At 53.8% G+C, this 25,590-nt stretch carries 16 protein-coding genes; 5 read left to right on the top strand and 11 right to left on the bottom strand.

Going from position 1 to position 25,590, the window contains the following annotated elements:
* Positions 1-15: 15 nt before the first annotated feature.
* The 6 genes from urtB to H0247_RS01400 form a co-directional block, all read right to left on the bottom strand.
* Positions 16-1,605, bottom strand: a complete 1,590-nt coding sequence (gene urtB / locus H0247_RS01425; RefSeq protein ID WP_180740921.1) for an urea ABC transporter permease subunit UrtB — start codon at positions 1,603-1,605, stop codon at positions 16-18.
* 50 nt (positions 1,606-1,655) lie between these two features.
* On the bottom strand, positions 1,656-2,924 hold the full coding sequence (gene urtA / locus H0247_RS01420; protein WP_180740920.1) for an urea ABC transporter substrate-binding protein: 1,269 nt from the start codon (positions 2,922-2,924) through the stop codon (positions 1,656-1,658).
* Complete coding sequence (locus H0247_RS01415) at positions 2,921-3,739, bottom strand: GntR family transcriptional regulator (protein ID WP_180740919.1); 819 nt, start codon at positions 3,737-3,739, stop codon at positions 2,921-2,923. Before H0247_RS01415 ends, urtA begins: the two co-directional genes overlap by 4 nt.
* Positions 3,740-3,811: 72 nt before the next feature.
* Complete coding sequence (gene uca / locus H0247_RS01410) at positions 3,812-7,426, bottom strand: urea carboxylase (protein WP_180740918.1); 3,615 nt, start codon at positions 7,424-7,426, stop codon at positions 3,812-3,814.
* Positions 7,419-9,221, bottom strand: coding sequence for an allophanate hydrolase (gene atzF / locus H0247_RS01405; RefSeq protein WP_180740917.1), 1,803 nt, complete (start codon positions 9,219-9,221; stop codon positions 7,419-7,421). Before atzF ends, uca begins: the two co-directional genes overlap by 8 nt.
* A gap of 191 nt (positions 9,222-9,412) precedes the next feature.
* Complete coding sequence (locus H0247_RS01400; protein ID WP_180740916.1) at positions 9,413-10,420, bottom strand: Gfo/Idh/MocA family protein; 1,008 nt, start codon at positions 10,418-10,420, stop codon at positions 9,413-9,415.
* A gap of 144 nt (positions 10,421-10,564) precedes the next feature.
* Between H0247_RS01400 and H0247_RS01395 the strand changes: the two genes are divergently transcribed.
* Positions 10,565-10,741 carry a hypothetical protein gene (locus H0247_RS01395; RefSeq protein ID WP_180740915.1) on the top strand — a complete coding sequence of 59 codons (177 nt, stop codon included), beginning with the start codon at positions 10,565-10,567 and terminating at the stop codon, positions 10,739-10,741.
* A gap of 40 nt (positions 10,742-10,781) precedes the next feature.
* Here the strand turns inward: H0247_RS01395 and H0247_RS01390 are convergent, their stop codons facing one another.
* On the bottom strand, positions 10,782-12,542 hold the full coding sequence (locus H0247_RS01390; RefSeq protein WP_180740914.1) for a type III effector HrpK domain-containing protein: 1,761 nt from the start codon (positions 12,540-12,542) through the stop codon (positions 10,782-10,784).
* A 759-nt stretch (positions 12,543-13,301) separates the two neighbouring features.
* On the opposite strand from H0247_RS01390, the gene H0247_RS01385 reads away from it, so the two are divergent.
* The 3 genes from H0247_RS01385 (at position 13,302) to H0247_RS01375 (ending at position 16,816) form a co-directional block, all read left to right on the top strand.
* Complete coding sequence (locus H0247_RS01385; RefSeq protein ID WP_180740913.1) at positions 13,302-14,120, top strand: oligogalacturonate-specific porin KdgM family protein; 819 nt, start codon at positions 13,302-13,304, stop codon at positions 14,118-14,120.
* Positions 14,121-14,251: 131 nt separating this feature from the next.
* Positions 14,252-15,004 carry an oligogalacturonate-specific porin KdgM family protein gene (locus tag H0247_RS01380; RefSeq protein WP_180740912.1) on the top strand — a complete coding sequence of 251 codons (753 nt, stop codon included), beginning with the start codon at positions 14,252-14,254 and terminating at the stop codon, positions 15,002-15,004.
* 105 nt (positions 15,005-15,109) lie between these two features.
* Positions 15,110-16,816, top strand: coding sequence for a pectate lyase (locus tag H0247_RS01375; RefSeq protein ID WP_180740911.1), 1,707 nt, complete (start codon positions 15,110-15,112; stop codon positions 16,814-16,816).
* 202 nt (positions 16,817-17,018) lie between these two features.
* On the opposite strand, the gene H0247_RS01370 is transcribed toward H0247_RS01375, so the two are convergent.
* Together H0247_RS01370 and H0247_RS01365 are read right to left on the bottom strand one after the other, a co-directional pair.
* Positions 17,019-18,140, bottom strand: coding sequence for an ABC transporter substrate-binding protein (locus H0247_RS01370; protein ID WP_180740910.1), 1,122 nt, complete (start codon positions 18,138-18,140; stop codon positions 17,019-17,021).
* 519 nt (positions 18,141-18,659) lie between these two features.
* Positions 18,660-19,019, bottom strand: coding sequence for a hypothetical protein (locus H0247_RS01365; RefSeq protein WP_180740909.1), 360 nt, complete (start codon positions 19,017-19,019; stop codon positions 18,660-18,662).
* Between the two features lie 381 nt (positions 19,020-19,400).
* Between H0247_RS01365 and H0247_RS01360 the strand changes: the two genes are divergently transcribed.
* A complete protein-coding gene (locus H0247_RS01360; RefSeq protein ID WP_180740908.1) occupies positions 19,401-20,066 on the top strand; it encodes a GntR family transcriptional regulator in 666 nt (221 codons plus the stop codon).
* Between the two features lie 29 nt (positions 20,067-20,095).
* Here the strand turns inward: H0247_RS01360 and H0247_RS01355 are convergent, their stop codons facing one another.
* On the bottom strand, positions 20,096-20,518 hold the full coding sequence (locus H0247_RS01355; RefSeq protein ID WP_180740907.1) for a type III secretion system chaperone: 423 nt from the start codon (positions 20,516-20,518) through the stop codon (positions 20,096-20,098).
* Between the two features lie 24 nt (positions 20,519-20,542).
* Positions 20,543-25,426: an AvrE-family type 3 secretion system effector gene (locus H0247_RS01350; RefSeq protein ID WP_180740906.1), complete on the bottom strand. Its 4,884-nt coding sequence runs from the start codon at positions 25,424-25,426 to the stop codon at positions 20,543-20,545.
* Between the last annotated feature and the right edge of the window lie 164 nt (positions 25,427-25,590).

Raw genomic sequence — 25,590 nt, 5'->3', positions numbered from 1 at the left:
TAATAGGTTGCGTCATCAGTCAATCACCCGTCCTTTGAATGCAAACAGCCCCTGTGGCCGCTTCTGAATAAACAGTACGATCAGCACCAGAATGACAATTTTGCCCAACACGGCACCAATCTGCGGCTCCAGCACTTTGTTGAGAATGCCGAGGCTGAATGCAGCTACCACCGTTCCGGCAAGCTGCCCGACGCCCCCCAGCACCACAACAAGGAATGAATCGATAATGTAGCCCTGTCCCAATTCCGGCCCGACGTTGCCTAGCTGTGACAACGCCACACCGCCCAACCCAGCGATACCAGATCCCAGCCCAAAAGCCAGCATATCGACGCGTCCGGTCGGCACACCGCAGCAGTCCGCCATCGCCCGATTTTGCGTCACCGCACGGACATTCATGCCGAGGCGAGTTTTATTGAGCAATAACCAGGTGAGTAGCAGCACACCGAGGACAAACAGGATCACCGCAATGCGGTTATACGGCAGCACCAGATTCGGCAACAGACGCAGCCCACCGGACAGCCACGCGGGGTTCGCCACTTCCAGATTCTGCGTCCCGAACAGCATCCGCACCAGTTGGATCAGCATCAGGCTAATCCCCCAAGTCGCCAGCAGCGTTTCCAACGGTCGGCCATACAGATGACGGATCACCGTGCGCTCCAGCGCCATCCCGACGCCAGCGGTAATGAAAAAAGCGACAGGCAGTGCCAGCAGCGGGTAATAAGCCAGCCAGCTCGGCGCAAACTGTTGGCACAGTGACTGCACCAGCCAGGTTGCGTAGGCGCCCAACATCAGCATTTCGCCGTGCGCCATGTTGATGACGCCCAACAGCCCATACGTGATCGCCAGCCCCAGCGCCGCCAGCAGCAAAATAGAACCGAGCGACAGTCCAGTGAATGCCTGCCCTAGCAGATCGCCCATGATCAAACTTTGCTTAATCTGATCCAGACTCTCCTGCGCTGCTGCACGCACGCCGGTATCCGGCTCATTTTGCGCCTGCGTCAAGGGTTGCAAACGCGCCTGCATTTGCGGATCGCCGGTTTGCCCTAAGCGTTTAACCGCTTCCAGACGCACTTGCGGATTGGGATCGCTTAACTGCCTGGTCGCAATCGCGATAGTCAGCGCATCGTGCACTTGCGCATCTTTTTCTACCTCAAGTCGCTGCACCAACAGCGGCAATTGGTCCGCACTGCTCGCGCTTTGCAACTGCCGTACGGCATTCAGACGCGTTGCGGCATCGTCGCTAACAAGCTGATGTGAGGCCAGCGCGGTGGTAATTAGCACACGCAGGCGGTTATTCATAAACAGCTTTTTGGTCGCGCCAACCGGCTCCACGTGTCCTTCCAGCGGCGTTAACGTCCCCTGCACATCCCTAAATGGCTGTTGGTTCTGATCGAGCACCACGGATTCATCGCGCAGTGCCTGTAACAGCGGTAAACGGGCGGGATCCGGCGCAACGGCCCATTGTTGCAACAGTTCGGCCTGTTGCGTGCGGTTGGTCGCAGCGAAATCGGCCGCAGGCCCAGCCTGTGCCAGCGAAGGAAGCATCAGACACAGCGACAGCACAAACGTAGATAATCGACAGCTCATCATCGCAATGTCCGCCATATAAGAGAGAAAATATCCCGTCCGGTATGCTGGACGGGGGAAAACGACGCTTACTGTGCGGCTTTGATTGGATGATCGGGTTTCTTATCGTTACCGGCGATATACGGGCTCCACGGCTGTGCGCGAACCGGTTTATCCGTCTGCCAGACCACGTTGAACTGACCGTTTTCCTCAATCTCGCCAATCATCACCGGCTTGTGCAGATGGTGGTTGGTTTTGTCCATCGTCAGCGTAAAACCATCCGGTGCGGCAAAGGTCTGGCCGGCCATCGCGGCGCGGACTTTATCCACGTCGGTGGTACCCGCTTTCTCTACCGCCTGCGCCCACATATGAATGCCGACATAGGTCGCTTCCATCGGATCGTTAGTCACCACCGTGCCAGCGTTCGGCAGGTTTTTCGCTTTGGCATAGGCTTTGTAGGCTTCTACAAAGTCGGCATTGGTGGGGTTATCGACCGATTCAAAGTAGTTCCATGCCGCTAAATGGCCGACCAGCGGTTTGGTGTCGATCCCACGCAGTTCCTCTTCACCGACCGAGAACGCAACAACGGGGACATCGGTCGCTTTGATTCCCTGATTCGCCAGCTCTTTATAGAACGGTACGTTGGAGTCACCGTTGATGGTGGACACCACCGCCGTCTTGCCGCCCGTCGAGAACTTCTTAATATTGGCCACAATGGTCTGGTAATCGCTGTGACCAAACGGCGTATAAACTTCCTCAATATCTTTGTCTTGCACACCTTTGGAATGCAGGAACGCGCGCAGAATCTTGTTAGTGGTGCGTGGATAAACATAGTCGGTACCCAGCAGGAAGAAGCGTTTCGCCGCCCCGCCGTCTTCGCTCATCAGGTATTCCACCGCAGGAATCGCCTGTTGATTCGGTGCGGCACCGGTGTAGAACACGTTCGGCGACATCTCTTCACCTTCATACTGCACTGGGTAGAACAGCAATCCGTTCAGTTCCTCAAACACCGGCAGAACCGATTTACGCGACACCGATGTCCAGCAGCCGAACACCACCGCTGCCTTGTCCTGCGTCAGCAGCTGGCGGGCTTTTTCGGCAAAAAGCGGCCAGTTTGATGCCGGATCGACCACCACCGGCTCCAGTTTTTTACCCAACACGCCGCCTTTGGCGTTGATTTCATCAATGGTCATCAGCGCCACATCCTTCAGCGGCGTTTCCGAAATCGCCATCGTGCCGGACAGTGAATGCATAATGCCGACTTTGATGGTGTCCGCCGCCTGCACGCTCCAGGTCAACCCCATGCCAACCACCGTCGCAGAAAGCGCAAAAACTTTTAGCAATGAACGTCTTTTCATTTATTAGCCCTTAAGTCGTGTTGAGTGAGAATGGAATCGTGTGATGCGTCAGATGAAATGCCTTCCGTTGAAACAGATGGCATTGAAACGGATGACATTGAAACGGATTGCGGTGAAACAGTTTGAGGCCGCGCCTGCTGTAGCATGTGCAGGGTGATCTTCCTGACTTCGGCCTTACTGACGGCAATGTGGTCGGTCAGAATGCGCTGCGCCTCCTCGGTGTGTTGCTGTAGTATCGCCAGCAGAATGCGGGCGTGCTCTTTATAGGTCGCGTCGATACGATCCTCGCGGGTGAAATCGAGACGCCGAATAATGCGGATTTTCTCCGTCAGTTCGCCGTGAACCCGCGCCATTTCGCTATTGTCCGCCGCTGTCACTAGCCCGCGGTGAAACCCTTCGTCGTAGCGGGAAACGATCTTGCCGTCATCCAGAGGCGGTTCTTCAATCCAGAAGCGTTTCAGATCCGCCAATAACTCGGCACAGCGCCCCGGCGGCATTCCGCACAGCCGTCGAATGGCTTCACGCTCCAGCACGATGCGGAAGTCATACAGTTCTTCGAAATAGGCGAAATCAAACGGACGAACCTGCCAGCCGCTGCGGAAATAGACTTCGACATAGCCTTCCCGTTCCAGCCAGAACAGCGCCTGACGCACTGGCGTACGGCTGACCGACATCCGTTCAGCAATTTCATTTTCACTAAAGCGGTCACCCGGCATCAGACGAAAGTCGAAAATGTCGTTTTTCAGCGTTTGATAGACCCGCTCCGCCAGCGCTTCCGGGCGATCTTTACTGCTCTTTTGTGTTCCTGCTCGCATCGTGTTCTCCGCCTCACCGTTTATTACCGTTGGTCCGTTTATTCAGGCTTTCGCTTTCGTTTCAATCGGTTCTTACTCCAGCCACAGCAAGGCATCGCCGGGGCTGACCGGTCGTCCCAGCTGGCAACCAATGCGTTTCACCCGACCAGACTGCGGTGCGCTAATCGTCAGCTCCATCTTCATGGCTTCGACGATAATCAGCGGCTGTCCGGCTTCGATGACATCCCCCACCTTCACCAGCACTTTCCAGATGTTACCGTTCATGTCCGCGCTGACCTGAAACGCGCTCTCGTCGTTCTCCACAGGCGCGGCAGAAATCACTTCCTCCGGTGAGCTGTCATCCTCCTGCTGCCACAGCGCCACTTCCGTTTCAAACGCGGTAGCCTGACGCTGGCGGAATGCGGCAATATCGTCGGCCTGCTCCGTCAGGAAATGGGTGTGTTCAGCGAAATCAAATTCGGTTTCTTCGATGTGGATCGCAGCACGTCCTTCGCGGAAATCCTCACGCAACGTGGTCAGCTCTGCTTCACTGACCGAGTAAAACCGCACCTGATCGAAGAAACGCAGCAGCCACGGTTCATCTGCAATGAACTGATCGTTTTTGAGAAATTTGTTCCAGATAGGCAACGTGCGCCCCACCAGTTGATAGCCGCCCGGTGAATCCATGCCATAGATGCACATGTACATTCCGCCGATGCCGACGGTGCCTTCAGCGGTAAAGGTGCGTGCCGGATTGTATTTGGAACTCAATAAGCGATGGCGCGGATCGACTGGCACCGCACAAGGCGCGCCGAGATAAACGTCGCCCAGCCCCAGAATCAGGTAGCTGGCATCAAAAATGATGTCTCGCACCTCCTCACGGCTCGCTAATCCGTTAATACGCTGAATGAAATCGACGTTATTCGGCAGCCACGGCGCGCTGGGGCGTACGGTTTCGCGGTAGCGCTCCACCGCACCGAGTGTGGCGCTGTCTTCAAACGCCATCGGTAAATGGACGATGCGCGACGGCACTTTCATCTGGCTGACGTCACCCAGCTGATTTTCCAGATGCAGCAGCATGTCCAGCAGCGCACGCTGGCGGATAACCTGACTGTCATAACGCACCTGTAGCGACCGCACGCCGGGCGACAGTTCTTCGATCCCTGCGGTTTCTGAGGCGCGAATCGCTGCCATCAGGAGATGGACGCGCAACCGCAGCGCCAGATCCAACACGTTGTCGCCGTATTCAATCAGAACGTAGTTATCTCCTGCCTGACGATACACGGCAGCGGGGGTGGTCGCAGTGGCGGCCACGGCAGCCAACACCGTTGCAGAGCCGTGTTCTGTCATCGCCAGCGAGGGCACGTCAAATGCAGGTGCATGAGCGACTGCCAGCGTGGAAACGCAGTCAGACTGCGCCTGTTCCAGCGCCAGCGCTTCATCTGCGCTGATAGGATGGAAACGGATACGATCACCCGGCTTAACCTGACCGACTTTCCACAGTTCCGCTTTAGCAATGGTGACCGGACAGACAAATCCGCCCAGACTCGGGCCGTCCCGCGTGAGGATCACTGGGAAATCACCGGTAAAATTCACCGCGCCGATGGCGTATTCACAGTCGTGAACGTTGGAAGGATGGAGACCCGCCTCACCGCCGTTCGCCCGCGTCCAGGTGGGTTTCGGCCCGACCAGACGCACGCCCAGCCGGTTCGAGTTGTAGTGCACCTGCCATTCCGCCGCGAAAAATTCGTCGATTGCCGCGTGGGTAAAGAAATCCGGCGCGCCGTGCGGGCCATAGAGCACGCCAATACGCCACTCATCGCCATACTGCGGAATCAGCGCGGCGTCCACCGCTTGCGGCTCGCTCACTGGCGCAGGCGTGGTGCAGGCGGGCAATGCCGGTTGAGAGATCGCCAACATATCGGCCACGCGCAGCGTTCGTCCGGCATGACCGCCAAACTCCCCGAGCGCGAAAGTCGAACGGCTACCGAGATATTGCGGCACATCAATGCCGTTACGCACCGCCAGATAGGTGCGACAGCCGGACTGCGCGCGACCCAGTGCCAGCGTTTGTCCCGCTGTTACCGTAACGGGTTGCCAGTATGGCACCGTTTCCCCATCTAGCGTCGCTGGGCAATCCGCCCCCGTCAGCGCAATCACTGCCTCGCCGTGGAAACGTAACGTCGGGCCTTGTAGCGTAAATTCCAGTCCGGCGGCAGTTTCATCGTTGCCGACAATACGGTTCGCCAGACGGAACGCGAAATCATCCATCGGGCCAGACGGCGGCACGCCGATGTCCCAGTAGCCGAGGCGTCCAGGGTAGTCCTGCACGCTGCTCCAGGTGCCGGGTTGAACCACTTCAATCACCGAGGCCGATGGCGTAAAGCTGTCGAGCATCCGCGTCCACACGGTTCCGCTGCGGAACGCCTCGGTGGCGATAATCTGGCGCAGGTAATCGAGATTGGTGGCAATGCCGTGCAAACGCGTGGCATTCAGCGCCTGCTGCATCTTTTCCAGCGCCAGCTCACGAGTCTCTGCGTGAACGATCAGCTTGGCGATCATCGGATCGTAATACGCCGACACCTCGGTGCCGGTACTCACCCAGCCGTCAACCCGCACGCCAGCAGGAAACGCCACTTCGGTCAGCACGCCGGGGCTGGGTTGGAAATTCTTCAGTGGATCTTCCGCGTAAATGCGGACTTCAATCGCGGCACCACGCGGTGCCTGCGTCAATTGCGCCCAGTCCAGCGGTTCATCCGCCGCGACGCGCAGCATACATTCGACCAAATCCAGCCCGGTGACACACTCCGTTACCGGGTGTTCCACCTGCAAACGGGTATTCACTTCAAGGAAGAAAAACGCATCACGTTCGGCATCGTAGATATATTCCACCGTTCCCGCGCTGCGATAGCTAACCAGCTCACCCAGCTTTACCGCCGAGGCCAGCAGCGCCGCGCGCGTGCTTTCCGGCAAATGCGGTGCGGGCGTTTCTTCCACGACTTTCTGGTTGCGCCGCTGCAATGAGCAATCACGTTCGCCCAATGCCACCACGCGGCCTTTACCATCGCCAAAAATCTGGACTTCGACGTGACGCGCCCGATCGATACAGCGTTCGAGGAACACACCCGCATCGCTGAAGAACTGCTCACCCAGACGACGCACGCTCTCCCACGCGGCCTGTAGCGCCACGGCATCGGCACAGCGCGTCAGGCCGATGCCGCCGCCCCCGGCGGTGCTTTTCAACATGACCGGATAGCCGATGTCTGCGGCGGCGGCCAGTGCGTCCTCCAGCGAGGCCAGCAACGGCGTTCCCGGCGTCATCGGCACACCCGCGGCAGCGGCTAATTCACGGGCACGGTGCTTCAGACCAAATTCACCAATTTGCTGGGCGGTTGGCCCGACAAACGCAATACCGGCCTTTTCACACGCCGCGGCAAACGGCAGGCTCTCGGACAGAAAACCATAGCCCGGCCAGACAGCCTCTGCCCCTGCCTGCTGTGCGGCGGCAAGCACTTTGTCGATACACAGATAGCTGTCGCTGGCCTTTTCGCCGCCAATCGATACGGCGATGTCGGCCTCTTTCACGTGCTGTGCGTTTTTATCCGCGTCGGAATAAATCGCCACGCTGGTGATACCCAGGCGCTTCAGCGTGCGTATGGCGCGGCAGGCAATTTCCCCTCGGTTAGCGATCAGTACGGTCTTAAACATGAGACGCCTCCTGATGAGCAAGCCAGTGACGCCAGCCGCCGAATTCAGTGATATCCACGGCATCGTTCAGCGCTGCCGGTTCGCAAATAAAGCCTTTTACCTGCCGGCCGTCGGCTAATGTCAGCGTGCCAATGCCCAGCGGCGCTGGAATTTCCGCGACGAACTCGCCAAAATGCGCCAGCGGAATGTCCCACAGCTCGACGATAATCGCCTCGCCGTCGTTGCCTTTCGCTAAACCGGGCTTGGCTGGTTGTGTATTCGCCAGCGCATAAAGACGATAGTTCTCCGCCGTGCGCGTCTCTTCCACCCACACGGCATCGCGGCTGGTCAGTTGATGGTTCAGCGGCATGCCCGTCAGGTGCGCTCCGACGACAGCGAGGCGGACGTGTGATTTAGAAAACGGCAAGGTGGCCGATCCCGCTGGCAGCATTTTTCCTGTTGCCCCCAGCGGAAGCGCCAGCTGTGCTTGCCAACGCAGGCCAAAGCTCGCTAATGCACGGTCGTGCCAGGCAGGCGCAATCAGCGTGATCCCCGCAGGCAAGCCATCGGAACGGAAAGGTGCTGGCAGCGCTAGCGCCGAGAGATCGGCCAAATTGGTAAAGTTGGTGTAGGTACCCAACTGGGAGTTGTAGCGCACCGGTTCCTGCTTCATCGCTTCACGCGTGTGGATTGTCGGCGAGGTCGGCACGACCAATGCGTCGAACGATGCCAGCGTTTGCTGAATCTGACGCGCCAGTTTGGCACGCAGGTATTCTGCCCTGAACGCCTCTACCGCGCTGAAGCGTTCGCCGCTGGCCACAATACCGTGCACCACCGGATCCATGCTCTCTGGCTGCCGCAGCATGTCGCCCACCGCGACGGTGCGCTCTGCCACCCAGGGGCCTTGATACAGTTGGTCGGCTAGCTGCGTGAAAATACTGAAATCGATCGGATGCAGCGTCGCACCCGCCGCTTCCAGTTCGACCAACGCCTGCTGCCATGCAGCCTGTGCGACAACGTCGGCAAAGAAAGTCGGATCGCTGGGAATAGCAAAACGCGGCTGCGCTGGCAGCGCCGCAGGCGCGCTGGCGGGATGGCTGCGCGAGTAGGCATCCGCAGCATCGTACCCACCAGCCAGTTCAGCGACGGTAAACGCATCCTCGACGGTTAGCGCAAACACGGAGATGGTGTCGTTCAGGCGGCAGGCTGGCACTACGCCGCTTGCCGATAGCCACCCTTTCGTCGGCTTCAGGCCGACAACATTGTTAAACCCAGCAGGAACGCGCCCCGACCCGGCGGTATCGGTTCCCAGGGAAAAAGCAACCAGCCCGCGCGCCAGTACCGAAGCCGACCCTGAGCTGGAACCGCCGCTGATGTACTCGGCGTTAAAGGTGTTCGGCACTTCACCGAACGGTGAACGAGTGCCGACCAGACCGGTCGCAAACTGATCGAGATTGGTTTTGCCAATGACAATTGCCCCTGCCGCTTTCAGTTTGGCAACGGCAGTGGCATCTTCGTCAGCCAGATAGGTAAATGCCGGGCATGCCGCGCTCGTTGGCCAGCCTGCGACATCAATATTATCTTTGACGGCAAAAGGAACGCCAAACAGCGGCAGCGCATCGGGATTTTCACGATACCGAGGCAATAGCGCCGCGATTTGTGCCTGAAGCAATTCAGGCGTCGCCAGCGCGATCCACGCGGGATCGTCCGTCGACAAGCTGGCGAGCAGCGCGCCTAGCGTTTCACCAACGCGATCGGCCTGCTGTTGGTAATGCTGTTTCCATTCCTGAAGCGTGAGTCCTGTCATTCTCGGCATGATGTGAATCCCATCTGGTATACAAGATTGAATTCACTAAAGCGAAAACCATGCCAGCTTTTATTTCATTGATTTATATGCCGTTAAAATAAATCACCGTATTGCGATGCACGGAAAAGGAACAACCGTGCGCCATCTCGGAGCACGGTCGCAAAAAAGCTTGGGTCATTGATATAGGGATAATGCTTCTCTCAGGCGATCTTTTTCGCGGCCTGCTGCGCCAGAATCGACAGCTCCGTCGCCTTGAAGATATGCGCTTGCGACATCGCAAGCTCGGTACGCTCACGGCAATCACGCAGAAAATCCGGGAAAAAGGCGCGTTCGACGCGGCCTGCGGGGGTAAAGCGCTGTTCGCCCTTGCCATTCACCAGATAGACGACGTTGCTTTCACCGCGCGTCAGATCGACGTATTTCCTGATTTCGATGTAGCCTTCCGTCCCCAGTATCGTCAGGCGGCCGTCGCCCCAGACGCTCAACCCATCCGGCGTAAACCAGTCACAGCGAAAATAGCCCGTTGCCCCATTGTCACCCAGCAGCATCGCGTCGCCAAAATCCTCAAATTCTGGCTGGTGCGGATGATGATAATTCGCCGTCTGGCTGGTCACCACTTGTGCATCGGTGTTGCCGGTAAAATAGAGAAACTGTTCAATCTGGTGAATACCGATATCGCAGAGGATCCCGCCGTATTGACGCTTTTGATAAAACCAGTCAGGCCGCGCGCCGCGTTCACGGTGCGGTCCAACGCCGATCGTCTGAATCACGCGACCAATTTCCCCCCGTTGCACCAGTTCACCAGCAAACAGCGCACTATCCACATTGATGCGTTCATTAAAGTACACGGCAAACTTGCGACCGGTTTCCGCGACCCGACGCTGGACAGCATCCAACTGATCCAGCGTGGTCAGCGGCGGTTTGGCAGTGAAGAAATCTTTGCCTGCATCCAACGTGCGCAGCGCCAGTTCGGCTCGGTCACAGGGAATGACCGCACAGGCAATAAGATCGATAGACGCATCGGCAATCAGTTGCTCCGCAGAATCAGCAAAAGGAACAGAAGGAAAAAGCGAGATGAATTTTTCCCGATGATGCGGATCGGACTCGAACACGCCGACCAGTTCCGCTCCTGCATCAACCAGTTGCCGACACATGTCATAAATGTGGTTGTGCGCTAACCCAATCGCCGCAAATCGAATCTTTTTCATCTTCACCTCTGCCGATGTCGCCATGCCAAACCACAACAATAAGGTGGAAACCGGGCAGGCTAAAGACAAAAGACGCGTAACGCGTTAGAATTTTTCCTGTTTTTTAACATATCCACATTTTCTGCAACGCAACCAAAGATAACCATGAAAAGAAAACGTATTCTGATCCCCCTCATCCTGCTGATCCTGTTTGTGCTCTATCTGAATCGCGATGCGTTGAATCCCTTTGCGCCTGACTGTAAAAACCTCCCGGCGAATCAACCCAAGCCCGAAGAGTGTAAAAAACCCGTGAAAGAAGTCGCTCCCGGTTTTGAAATCTAATGCGTTCAAAATCCCATGCTTTGAAATTTAAGCGAGCGCATCAGCGCGGTTTAGGAATATTGAACTGTTCCAGCACGGGATTAACCGTTTTGGCAAAATCTTCCCGCCGATGTTTAAGTTTGCTTTTGGCATTGAAGAAATTCACCAGTTCCGCAATCCCCATGGCGATGCTGAGCGCCCCGCTCACAGCCCATCCTATCGGCCCTGCTGCCGCGCCAACGGCAGAGGCCGCCGCCGCACCAGCGGCTTCACCGGCGATAGCCCCCACCACTTTTCCGGCAATCGCTGCGCCCGCTTTGCCAGCCAATCCAATGGCCGTTCTACTTCCTGCGGCTTTGGTTAAATTCTCTGCGTGCAGCGACGATTTAGCAAAACTCATCACGCTGCGACCGGCCTCTTTCACCGCCTGCGCATCGCTTTTTACTCCCGATCCCGCATGGGGTGCAGCCGAAAGTGCGGTATCAAGCCCAACCGTTCGCGAGGCTGCCGGTGACGCCGTAGAGAAACGTTGGCTCATCGCCGCCTGCGCGAGCAATGGATCGGACAGTAAAATAGTGTTTACCTCACGCGGTACCGCCTGCTCAAAATGCTGAATCACATCCCCGTCTTTCTGTAGTGCTTCAATACGTTGATGTAATACCTTTTCTGTTTCTTCGGTATTCCGATATTCCCGCCCCGCCATCACCTGTTCCAGCGTTTGTTGCAGTTTGACCAGCGTCGCCGACTTTTGCGCCCCGCTGTACTGCTGCGGCTGGGTAAAAACCGCCTCATTCAACTGGCTGATATCGGTTTTTGCCGCCAGCCCCAACGCCGCCGCATTGTGTAGCGTATCCGCCGTTTCCTGACTGCTTACCGGCGCTTGTTCACGAATCCAGCTTTTCATGTCCTTCATCATCAGTTTGCCATCATGCGGAACTCGCGCCAGTTTCTCCCCTTTGACATCCGCATGTTCCAGAATCCCGAATAACCCAGGGTGCGACCACAGCCGGGCAGCCGCTTTTAACTGAGGCGACAGCGTCGGGTTGTCGGTCATAATCGCGTTCAGGTCAGTCAGTGTGCTGGTGCGATCGTTCTCTTTCGGCGGAGAATCCACGTAGGATTTTTTGGCATCGGCGGCGTTCAGCAGCGGTTCGTTGGCCAGCAAAAGCGCGGAAGATTGTACTAACCGCAGCGACTGCGCATCGGCCGTTGGATTTTTATCCCTATATTCCTTCATCGCATGACTCGCCTCGCTGGCGCGTTGCTCCATGTTTTTAATAAAGGATTTCGTATCCCGATTCGAGATATGTCCGTCGGCTCTGCCGCCGTCTTTTGCCGTATCCATCGCCGTGTAGATGGCGGGATTTTCACGCAGATAAACGAGCGCCTTTTCTGCGTTCTTCCCCCCCTCCTGTAGCATTTTCGCCGCCGCCAGCGGGCGATTCAGCGCCTTTGCCGCCTTTTCACGTTCATTCTCCGGCAGATCGCTCAACAGCGCCGACCATTCCTCCAATGCTTTGGCATTACTGTGCACCGAGCTATCTATCGCCTGAAGATCGACGGGCGGTTTGGGTTCTGCAATCAGTGAACGGTCAGCAATTTGCATGGTGGGTAATGCGCGCGCTGGTACCAGCGTTCTCAAGTCAGAAGAGACTGGCGACATGCTCGGCGACGCCTCGCCAAAATCGATTGAACGCGAACCTGGCCGTGCAGTGGGCAATGCGGCCGATGGTCCACTCAACCGACTCACCTCGGTATTGTGCTGCGCGGGCAAAGGCGCGGCATTTCCCCAACGGCTTCCGCCCTCAATACGATTGATCATTCACGCCCCCATTCTGCTGTTGTCAGGATTAACAAACGGATCCCCCGCCTCATCCGAGCACAGAAAAGCCAGCAAGCTTGCCGTTAGCAGGATGACAGGTATAAGTGAGTGGAATGAAAACGAGATAGGTTCCCTGAAAATATTCAGGAGTATTTGATAGCTACTGGTCGCTTATTCATTTTTATGGAAATCGCTTCCCGTCGAATCTTCACGGAATGATGCAGAGAAGAAGACAGATAATCGGTTAACGGTTGTTAAATTTCATATCACCATCATCATTAACGTTCAAGAGATATTCCCCTCAATCTGACAACAACGATCGTCGTTACTCCCCTTCCTTATCCTTACAATAACCAGACTAAATGATTACAAAAAATTTCAACCAGTAACCAAATGTGTGATCAGCATAAATGAAACAGCGTTTCCTTTTCACCATAATGCCACACGACCTAATTATCAAGTCTGATGATAATTAGAAAAACCAGTAAGCGTTTTAAATTATCGACATTCACACCTCAGCCTAAGCCATTTCGCTGATTGAAAGACGCGCAAGCAACACCGTATATAAGGAAGCGTAAATGAATTGATAGAAACCTGATTGACTAGGGTATTCGCCCTGCCTGACATTATTAATGGCGTCATCATTATTTATGGTGATTCTATTTTTACGCCCAAAAACGGTATCCACTGTCTGGTTTTAAAGATAGAGACTGCACGCGCCAGTAATATTATTTATTCATTAAGAAAGAGAAAGACAGAATGAAAATATACACACGTAACCTACTCATCGTTTGTGCCGGATTCGCTCCTTTCCTCACTCAGGCAGAAACCGACGGCAAAACCACCTTCCAGTATGAACACAACTGGAAGACGGAAGACCGCCGCCACTCAGACTCTATCAAGCTGATTCATAAGAAAACTAACGGCTGGTCGTACGAAGTCAAATTCAGTACGTCTGCGGGCGGGAACAGCAACTACGACGTTGCCTATGACGATATGCAGGGCGGCTCTGGCGGCATGGTGATCGGCAAAGACTTCAAGTTAAGCAAGGCCGCTACCTTAACGCCAAGCTTCGAATTCTCCATCGGCAATTCAACCATGATGTACCAGTCAGGGCTGAAATATGGCTACCGAATTAACAGCGACTGGTCTACCTATGCACGCTACCGCTATGAATATAAAAAGCCCTCGCGCAGCTCGCGTTATTCGACCATTTCCGCATCCGATAAATATGGTTACGCAGGGGAATCTTATTTGTCAAAATCGGACACCGGACGTCATCGCCTGGATGCGGGGGTAACGTATTCCGGTTTGGATAAAATTAATCTGACTTACGTCTTTAACTACTACATCGGTGATAACACCACAAAATCGTATAAATACAGCAAGGGTGAATTCACGGAAAGAGAATACGCGGTTTACGATAATGGGAAAACGGATTATGAACATCAGTTCAAAGTTCAATATAAGTTAAACAAACAGCTAACTCCTTACATTGAGTATGATGATATTAGCCAATCCAGCACATCATCAAGCCGTCAGGGGAAAATCAAAGTTGGTTTCAACTACGTTTTCTAACAAACACAGAATTTTATAAAGGAAACACGCCGTATTTCGTGTCGCGTTGATGAAAAAATAAATTCATGAATGAATTTTGTCTATCAGCGCACAGTTTTCACAATTAACGACCAATATTAATGGTGCCTATAATGAAAAAACGCTACCTTGTGGCCGGTATTCTCTTTGCCCAAATTTATGCTATTTCCGCCTCTGCCTCTGATACCAAACTCAGCTATGAACATAGCTGGGGAACGATGAATCGCTACCACGGTGATCAAATTGGCATGCGGCATTTTATGGATAATGGCCTGTACGTTGGCGTTGAGCTGAATTTTTATAATAAGAATAAAGATCTGACCATCGATGATGTCGTTTCGAATTCTTATGCTTTTTATACCGGCTATGCCTACAGCTTGACGCCTGAGTTAACCCTGACGCCGAATCTGGAAGTGCGTTTCTATTCCGGCGGCACCAGCGGTGAAGGCATCGTAGGCGATATCGGTGCTAGCCAGAGTTCCGGCGCACGCTATACGCCGGGTTTGAAACTGACCTGGGCTGTCACTGACAAGACGGATCTTCATGCGCAATATCGCTATGACCTCAGAAAAATCACCCGCAGCAAACGCACCAGCACGGATGATGACACCCATCGTCACCGCTATGAAGCGGGCGTGGCCTACAAAGGTTTCGATAACTTCACGCTGGCGTACACCGCTTACTACTATCACGCCGATTACGTGCTGCAAAACAACAAAAAGCATGACTATCAGCAGGATTTTGATGTGTCTTACACCATCAACGACAACTGGACAGCACACATTGGCGTTGAAGATGTCGCCAGCGGGCGCGACGTGAAATCGCGTGAAGGAAAAGGGAAAGTCGGCTTCACCTATACGTTCTAACCACGACTTAGCGTTCTAACAATAACTGACTGCTATGCCATGTTTCTCGGGGATCCTGTTCATCAAGCAGGATCCCTTTATTACAAGCTATACAGGTAGATAAAAATGAAAAGATTTGCGCTGTCGCTCCTTGCTGGTCTGGTTGCTTTACAGGCCAGCGCCGCCACACCAGACCGCCTCACTATCGTCAATCAGTATGTTGATAATGTGCTGACCAAAGCCGGTGACCACTATCACGGCCAGTCGCCTACACCATTACTTGCTGATGGTGTCGATCCTCGCACGGGCAAACAAATGGAGTGGATCTTCCCTGATGGTCGCCACGCCGTGTTATCTAATTTTTCCGCGCAGCAAAACCTGATGCGCGTGCTGGTCGGGCTCAGCAACCTGAGCGGCAATCCCAGCTATAAGCAGCGTGCCGAAGCGATTGTGAAATATCATTTCCAGCACTATCAGGATGAGAGTGGCCTGCTGATTTGGGGCGGCCACCGTTTCGTTGATTTAAAAACGCTGCAACCGGAAGGCCCCAGCGAAAAAGAGATGGTGCATGAGCTGAAAAATGCCTATCCCTACTACGATTTGATGTTCAGCGTCGATAAAGACGCAACGGCACGCTTTATCCGCGGTTTCTGGAATGCGCACGTTTATGACTGGAAGATCATGGAAACCAGTCGCCACGGCAAATACGGGCAAAAAATGGGCGCACTCTGGCAAAGCCCGTTTGAGCAACAGCCGCCCTTCTTCGCCACCAAAGGCCTCAGCTTCCTGAATGCGGGTAACGATCTGATCTATTCCGCCTCGCTGCTGTACAAATACAATAAAGAAGACGGCGCGCTGGTCTGGGCAAAACGTCTGGCACAGCAGTACGTTTTACCGCGCGACAAAGCAACCGGGCTCGGCGTGTATCAGTTTACGCAGGCGCTGAAGCGTGATGAAACCACCGACGATGCCGATACGCATTCCAAATACGGCGATCGCGCCCAGCGTCAGTTTGGCCCGGAATTCGGCCCCACCGCGCTGGAAGGCAATATGATGCTGAAAGGACGCACCAGTACGATCTATTCCGAAAATGCGCTTATGCAGCTCCAGTTGGGTAAAGATTTAGGGGCGGAAGGCAAAGAGCTTCTGACGTGGACAACCGATGGCCTGAAAGCCTTTGCCAAATATGCCTATAACGAGTCGGATAACACGTTCCGCCCGATGCTGGCTAACGGCAAAGATCTCTCCAATTACGTTCTGCCGCGTGATGGCTACTACGGCAAAAAAGGCACTGTGATCAAGCCTTATCCTGCGGATAACTCATTCCTGCTCTCGTATGCTCGCGCCTATACCGTGTTACCGGACGCCGAGCTGTGGCGTGTCGCACGCGGCATCGCTCGTGCACAGGGACTGGGCGAATTAGGTTCAGCGGCGGGTAAAGACGTCAAAGTCGATCTCGCTACCAAGAACAACGATCCTTACGCGCTGTTCGCGCTGCTGGATCTGTATCAGGCGAGCAAAGTGAAAGACTATCTGTCGCTGGCGGAAAAAGTGGGCGATAACATTATCAGCACGCGTTATCAAAACGGCTTCTTTATGGCCGAGCCCAACAGACAATATGCCGATGTCGATGCCATTGAACCTTACGCTTTGTTAGCGTTGGAAGCCGCAGTACGCAATCAGCCACAGTCCGTTGCCCCGTTCCTGAATGGTGCGGGCTTCACTGAAGGCGGCTACCGTATGGAAGATGGTTCAACGCGCATATCGACTCGCGATAACGAGATCTTCCTGCTGAACGTTGGCGAAACCTTGAAACCCAACAACAAGAAGTAAGCGTTAACCCTCAACATGCCAATGGTGGTTCGCTGCCATTGGCAACCCCCTCTTGTTATCCTGCTCAACCCTTCGCCGAACAAGACCGCCATTCTCGGATGTGATTCTTAATCGCGTGGTACTTAATCATGTGGCATTTACAGAACGTAATGCCGGCCACGACGATCGTGACCAGCATAAATTGACTCACTCATTTCAAACGTTAGTTAACCAGAGGCGCCTCTGGATGCACGCCAAGCCAGCCCGGCGTAGGTTCGCCTTTCGCTTCACCGACATACAGGCTCATCTGTGCGCGGAAGCGCTCGACTGCACCACGGTCATACATGAAATCAGCAAATGCCTGTGGGCGAGTATTGCGGTATTCCCAGATAGGCTTGTAACCCTCTGGCGGAGCAACGTCAGTACGCACCGACCACATACGCGAGACCTGAGTCTGCGTTTGCGGATCCAGCAGCCAGCTCAGGTACAGTTTGGCGCTTTCTGGGTGTTTAGCCTTTTTGAAGATGGCGGCACGCTGAGCCCAGGAGACAAAAGGATCGGACTTCGGCAGAACAAAGCGGGTGACGGCATCCGCAGCCGGAACGAGCGCACCGGAACTGGTAAAGGTCGCGCTGTATTTTCCGGTCGCGATTTCAGCACCGGGCACGTTGGTGCCGCGCACGTAGACAGGATCCTGCTCCTGCAATTTTTTCACAAAATCCCAGCCGTATTTGTCCACGACCAGCTTGTACCAAAACAGCACCGCATCGTCGTCGTTAGGATAGGCCAGAATCAAATTGCCTCTGAGATTCGGACGAAGGTAGTCATTGGCTTCGCGCGGCCAAGATTTTTCATCCAGAAGTTGGGTATTGACCAGATTGCTGAAGGCGATGACATAAGCACCGATCCACGCACCGTCGGCATCACGAAACTCCGGGTAAATCTTGTCCCAACCGCGTGGTTTGTAATTCAACAACACGCCTTCCTTTTTCCAACGAGGAAAATTCTGCACCGTTTGCAATTGCACCACGTCAGGAATCAGGGTATCGGTCGCCAGTTGGTTATCAATACGGGCGTCATGATATTTGCTGTAATCGACAATCACGTTCAGCTTTATGCCAGGAAAACGCTTCTCAAATTCCTGCTTGAAACGCGTCTGTTGCGATTGCACGTCACCACCGGCATAAACGGTGACCGTCCCACCTTCTCTCAATGCACTCTTATAGATCTGATCCAACGAGCGCGTCTCAAGTTCTACAGCCGCCTGACTTTGTCCGACGCTGATTCCAGCCATCATGGCCAGCATCAGCACTGTTTTCTTCAGGTACTTCCCAGTGTATTGCATTGTGATTTCCTTCACTTAATGAATAAAACCCGTACCGAAAAACGACAACAACCCGCCGTTAAAACGGCAACAGTGTGACCAGCGGATCGCAAATAAGCGACGCGCAGGATTGGATCGACGATAGGTGATCGTCAAAAATAGAATCAGAATAGAGGCGTATGAGCCTCCGTCGCTATATCTCCTGTTCTTCGAGACTAATTTCCCTATTTCTATTAGGGATTTTAGCCTGAGTTTACAGGATTAAATAAAAACACATACGAAGAAAAAGAGAACAATATAGTTAAAAATATTGAATGGATAAAAAGAGATTACGCTTTCATGCGGGATAGATACAATATCAGAAAAAGATAGAGCGAGATTACTTACCATCGTAATAATTCAAAATAATATCATCAATAACAATAACAACCACCGGATAAAATAATACATAAGTGTTAACATTCACATAATAACTATTAAGATCGCCCCCCAATTTCGCGGCCTCAAGTGCATGAGCCGGTTGCAAAGACTCATAACATATTACTGGCACAACGACTTTTCCTTCAACGCTAATCGTAACATGTTGCTTTCCCTGTTTAAAAAAGTCATTTCGTCAGGATGAAGTAATTGCTTTGAATAAAATAACGCCTCTTTTTCAGGCTGAAAGATAACCATGATTATTTTTATCCCATCGCTGAATTTAACAGGGTAACCTACCTCAATAGAAATTCCATATTCATCACTCATTGACTGAAAGGCATCAGATTTAATGTCTTTAGGTGACAAGGCTAATTCTTCAACTAATGAAGGTTCATACCCGCTTAATGAGCGTTCAGGAAAGACAATAATATCAACCGCATTCTGTGTTGCAGTAATTACCATGTCCTGATACTTTTTCACATATCTCATCGATATGACCAGCTGCGGACACCATTTTCGCGATACAGATTTTCATTCTAAATACCTTGTGCTTATCTGAATGAAATTATTGATACGTTGTATAAGAAAATATAAATAATTTAAAATATGAAATATTTATTTACATAGAAGCCAATTTAAATAAATAGTAAACTTAGAATCGTTGTTACCTAACGTGCCGCCCTCCGTCCATTGGGACGACAGCGTCATCGGATCGTGGAATAGATTCTCAATATCAACTGACCTAACCATAGCGTCATTGATGCATCATATTGTATATTAACGCCTCATCGCCGCAGGTCGTTGCGGTGCGAACTCATGTTTATCTCATCACGTTGTGCAGTGCTTCTCTCTGGGGGAACAGTGAATTATCCAATTGGGCAGATCAATCACAGCTATCTGGGCTCCAGCGTGTATACCATGCTGCGTGAAGCGCTCATTACCGGCCAACTCAAACCGGACGATCGCCTGAGAATACGGGAACTAGCCGCACAGGTTGGCACCAGCGTCACGCCGGTGCGAGATGCGATCCTGCAACTGGCGAAAGAACAGGCGCTGGTGCTCAGGACGCCGCGCGATATCCGCGTCCCTCAATTGACCGAAGCCCAGTTTATCGAGATCCGCACATTGCGACTGGCGCTGGAAGGCTCGGGGGCCGAGCAGGCTGCCGCGCACATTACGCCGAAGATGCTGGAGCAGATTGAAGAGAATATTCGCCAGAATCGTCTGGCGATTGACGAGAAAAATCTACGCGAAGCGCTGCGGTTAAATAGCGAATTTCACCTGTTTCTGGCGCAGGCGGCGCGTATGCCGCTGTTGACGCAGTTTATCGGCAGCCTGTGGATGCGCACCGGCCCGCTGATTGCGCAAGCCTATGCGCATTTTTCCGTGCAGATGGCGATTGAACATCACGAAGAGGTCTTCGCCGCGCTACAGCAACGTGATGCCAGCGCCGCTCGGCAGGCCATCCAATCTGACATTCTGGACGGCAGCGAAACGATGCTGGACTTTATTGCTATAGATCACTAATCCAACCGCAGGTCACTAATTCAACCGCGTTAAGCTGCCATGAGACGAGGTAATAAACCGCGAATCAGCAGCCGGGTTTCTTTTGCCTGACTGATAAATGCGGGCAATAGCGCGGTAAAATCGGATTCGTCCAGCGATTCTGCACTATGCTGCGTGCACAAGCGTAGTGTCGAATTCTCATCCAGCGCCAGCCAGCAGCCTTTCATCGCCGCCATTTCAAAATTAAGCATCAGCATGAGTTGATAAACCGCGGTGCTGACTTCCCCCTGAAATCGCATCACATCACTGTGCAATAGCAGTACACTGCTGCTGGCGGGGACTTCCAACACCACCGCCTCCTGCCCGTCAGGTTCGCGCAATGCACAGATGCCATCCTGCAAACCCAGTGGAGTACGACTATGCGCGCCGTAATGACGTAATAGACGCGTAATATGCTGTTGTGTCGGTGTCATGCTGTTCTCCTTTACGCTTTACCATTAACTGTTAAGTTGCAGGCCTTCCTGCTGTAGTTGCTGCAAGGCGCTGGCGGTAGCCGGATTGGCCTTTGCAATTTCACCGCCCAGTTTGTAACTTTGCGGTACATTTTGATCTTGTCCGTAGCTGAAGCTGACGCTGCCGAGCAGTTTATTCATGCTGACGCCCGCGCTGCTTGAGGCATTGATGATGACCGCAGGGGTATTGAATCCTTCGATCTTCTTCACCGTTTGCGAAACGTCAATGCTGGCGAGACGTAAATTATTGCCGTCTTTAAACAGCGCAATCACATCATCCTTGCCGTGCGTTTTGTTCTGAATGCCCTTCTCGATCTTTTCCCGCACATCGTCTTTCAGCTCTAGCGAAACCGTCACCGACGCTCGGTCGCTATCCTGCAAACGGCTCACGATGTCCTTCAGCGCCGGATTGTCCGCAATCAACTGATTAATGCGATCGGCGTTACTCGGTGGCAGTGAAGAAAACAAATGGTTACCGATGACCTGGAACAACCCGTTTTCCGTCAACTTGCTGAGATTGGTGTAGGACGTCGTGTGCTTGACGCTATCCAGCGTTGCCCCGTCGCGCTGTGCGACCTCCTGCCGCACGTTCAGTTTTTGCAAATTCATCAATCCCTGATGCTGATCGTCAGTTTTTGCTGTTTTATCCGCAAAATGCGCATTCAGGATGGCCAGTTGATCGTCCGGCTCCGCTATTTTTTTCGCGCCATCGATCAAGAGCTGGCTGGCCGGATCGTTAAATGCGGCGTTCAGCGTTTTCGTCAGCGCGTCGATGTCCTTCTTCTCCAGCGGCTCGGCTTTCTTCATGCCCAGGCTGATCGATTGGTTCGTGCGCGAGTCGGCCGCCACATTCACCCCGATGCTGGCCGAGGTGAAGAACGGGACGGTGCCCTCCGGCGTGTTTCTGGCAGCCCCCGCGCTGAGAGTCGCATTTGCCCCCATCGCGGCCTGATTCATGAAACGCAGGCGGTTGTCGGATTCCGTATAAGTTGTGGATTTTTCACCTTGTGCGACGCTGGACGAACTGGTGGCAGACAGCACGTTGGCACTGGCCGTCAGGCCGACGGATCCGCGCAGCGTCGCGCTGGTTGGCGCCGCGCCTTTTTCTGTCAGATTGATGCCGCCGCGCAGCTCCAGCGCCGCGTTGCTGTCCAGATTGAAGCTGACCGTTTTACCCGCCTTCACACTGTGCTGCTCCCCTTTATCCAGCAGGGCAAGCGGGTTGATCGTACCGCTCGACAGGCCGTCAATAAATCCGGGTAGTTCTTCTTCGCTGAGGGTAAAGTTCAGCGCATTTTGCTGCGCCATTTGCAGGCTGGCAGATACGCCGAATGAGGCGCGAACATCCGGTGCAAAACTGTGTTTGCTATTAATGTTTTGCGTCATCTGCGCCGAGGTTTTCCCTACCAGATACTCGCTGACGTCATACCCACCGGAATAGCTCACTTTCCCAGTGATCCCGCCCGAGCGCTCGAAAGCGACATTGATGCCGTTTTCACCGCGAGAAAAGCTCAGATTGTAATTTCGCTCACCACTGACACCGCCGCCTGGCACCGGAGGGAAAGGCAGTGGCGTGCCGCTGACCACAAACGACATGGATGCACCACCGCCATAGGTCCGGTTAAACGCGATACTTTCGTTGCTGTCCAGCGACAGAACCGTCGCCTTCATTTTATCGATCATGTCCGTCTGGCTGGCCGCTTGCATCACGGTCTTCGACGTCACACTGACCGCGTTCTCCTCTTTCCTGAACGCCTTCATAAAGGTTTTAACTGCGTCGTAATCCGCTTCCAACGACTTATGATTGGTGAAGCCCATATCGGTCATCTTCTTCACCGGATTGTCGCCGTACTCTCCCTGCCGCAGCGCGTTAAGTTCCTTCATCATCGAGGCCAGTTCCGTTTCACCCGGCGATGTGCCGGATAACGTACCGATGCGATCGGTCAGCTTATGCAAATCACCTAGTACCAAGGTATCCAGTACCAATCGCGTTTTCGCCAGCGACAGGGGATCGCTGGTATCCCGCTGCTGCCTAAATGAGTCGCTATTCGGCTTTTGCGCAATCGGCGTTTTACTGTCTACAAAGGTTTTGAGCAGCGTACTAGCCGTACTCGTTTTCGATGATGGATGGTTTTCCATCGCCGCCAACAGCACCGGAGCCAGATCTTTTTCTCTGCCATGCACGCTGGCAGGCTTGCCTTCCGTATTCATGACACCGTTATCGTTCACCACGCCTTGTTGCCTACCGATAAGTAAAGCGGCTTTGGCCGAGCTGCTTTCCAGTTCGGTCTGGAACTGTTTGAGCAGATTCACCAGTGGTTTCCCTTTTTCGCCCAGATCCAACTGGTCGATCTTACTTTCCAGATCCATCGCCGCGCCCTGCGGCTGGCTCGTCGTGGCATCCAGTTTTTTCAGTAATTCAGTCTGCATGTCATAAATGGGCTTCAGCCCTTCACGCCCGTTGATCTGATGCTGAACGTGGTCAGCAAAGGTTTTTAACGGCCGTGGCACGTCCAGAGTGAATGAGACAACATGCGCTCTGAGCAAATCTGACAGCTTGCTTTTCACCTGCTGTGACTCTTCGCCGGTTTTACCCAGAACCTGAACATCGGCTTTAACCGTGACCCCGGTCAACGGTATCTTCGTCCCTTTTGTCGCGACATCTAGTCGGCCAAACACCGTTTCTGCGGCACGCGCTTCCGAGGGTAATGGCGTTTCCCCTTTCGGCACCGTCGTTTTCCACACGTTGCCTTGCTGGGTATGAAGCTCATGATCATCATGTGCCACCTGCAAATGATGCTGCGCATCCGTACCCAGCGAATTGATTTTCCCCTCAATCGGCGTCTTCACCGGCTGCCATTGGGCAGTGTCATGATTCGCCGCATTTTGCCAGTCAGCTTTCGGCAGTTGGAAAAGCTGCCCATCTTTGTTCAAGGCGAAGAGCGTCTGCTGGTGATCCAGCGTGATGTCCTGAATCTCACCGGACAACCCATTTTTAGGCAGCGCCAGCGGTGGCGCTGCGAGTTTATCCGTGCCTGGCTTGATCTGGTGGAAATGCAGGTCGCCCTGCTTATCGACAGCAATAAATTTATTACGGTTGAGCACCGCCATCGCCGAGACGCCATCGTCCTTCGCGATACCAGGAAGCGCGGTGCCCGCAGACGGTGTCATTCGCACCTGCGGCAGCGTAAACACGGTGTTGTCGCCGTGCGTAAACGAGTCTGATTTCTGGTTAATGGACAGCGGCGTGATTTCACCGTCTTTCAGCGTGTAAGCCTGATTGTCCAGTCCGCGCTTCAGTTGGCTGGCTTCAACGCTGGATGCCTCCCAACTTTTGGTATTGCCGTTGTAAAAATGAACTTTGCCTTCCTGTAGACCGACCTGTCCCAGTCGCCCCAGATCTAAGGTGTCTTTCGCCTCGGGTGCTGCCGTGGTCAGACCCAGCTTATTATCCACCACCAGACTATCGCTCAGGTTCCACCCCGGCGTGGGGGACACCCCATTTTGCCCCAGAGGCGCAACGTGTTTTTGCCCCTGACGATCGGTGGCGAGCGCCTGCGTCTGGCCGTGTTCATCGTGAGCAAATCCGGTAATACGGTGGTCGTCGCCCAGCACCGCATTCAGTTCTGGCGTGCTGGCCGGGGTTAATGTGACGTGCGGTTCACCCGCCTCAGGCAGCGGTGCGTGGTAAAGCTTGCCGTCATTATCCGCAATCAGCAGGTGTTCTGCGGTTAACCCCACCGCCTTCGCATACACCGGTTCGCCGCTGTCCAGTTTGAGATCCACTGGCTGCGGCGTGGCATCCAGCGTACTCATCAGATGCAGCTGCGTAAGATGATCCTGCTCGGTCAACACGGCGGTTTGACCGTTCTGGTTGGCAGAGAACGCGGTAATTTTATCGCTGAAGGTTGATGACGCGCTGCCCGACGACAGGTTGCTCAGCGTGTGGTTATCTTTGACCGCGTACAGTTGGCCATCCCCTTGCCGAGACAGTTGGCTGTGGGGGACATCGCTGCTTTGCTGCCAGACGCCAAACTCGGTATTCAGCGCAAAGAGCTTGTCGTCATGCAGGCGTAATGATTCGCCAGCGCCTGAAGCAGAATCGGGCTGTCGATGAACACCGGTCAACAGCTCATGGTTCATGCGCCCGGATAGCGGCAGGCTGGTAGATTCGCCCGAGGTTGCTGTCAGAGAAATACGTTCTGGCGTGGATTCTAGCTGTACGTTACTTACACCAGATTTACCCGCTGGCATCGCGCTGCGACCGCTGCTGTGTAGCGCAATATGCTGATTTTCATCGCTTTGGATCACGAACAGTCGTCCTGACTTGTCGGCTAGCGCATGCTGCTGTGCATCCTGATTTTCATGATGGGCCACGAACGGCTGGCTATTCTTCCCAAGGGTCTGTTGTAACAGCGTGGTCAGCGCCTCCGGCAAGCCCTTGCCAAACTGAAGCTTACCGTGGCTGTCCAGCGTGATATCGGCTTTAGCCGCAGGTGTAGCGGTACCGCTGACACGGATGTTGATCTCAGTAGCCTCGGTAGCGGCAAAACGCGGCAGACTTTGGATCGGCCCGCCGGACGCCAGCGACTCACGCTGCACGTGCGGTAAACGCTGGCTCGCGCTTTCCAATGAAAAGAGTTCTCGCAGAGTGGTCGACCGAGCGTCCTGGCTTTTCACCTGGCTGTGGCTTCCCTGCTCCAGTTCTGGTGGTTTGTTTTTATCATGCAAACCTTGCTGAATCAGGGATTGTGCGCCTTTCTGGCTTGCACTGGTGCTACTGCCCTGCGATAACGAGGTTTTAGCTAACGTGGTGGGGGCAATCTCCGAAATGGACAGACCAGGCTGAACATGCTGGATTTTCTGCATAACAAGTTCCAAAGGTGATGAGGTGAACGTATCGGTTAAGTGGTCGTTTTCCCCTTCTGGTTCCCATCATCTTTCTCTTCCCTGACGGGGAACCACATCACGCCTCTCCTCACTTAATACACAACAGACGTAAGCCTGTTAATAACCCATCACGATTCACTTTC

This window comes from Pectobacterium sp. CFBP8739 (assembly GCF_013449375.1).
In the GTDB taxonomy this organism is placed as follows: Bacteria; Pseudomonadota; Gammaproteobacteria; order Enterobacterales; family Enterobacteriaceae; genus Pectobacterium.
This window is presented reverse-complemented; position numbering and strand designations above follow the sequence as displayed.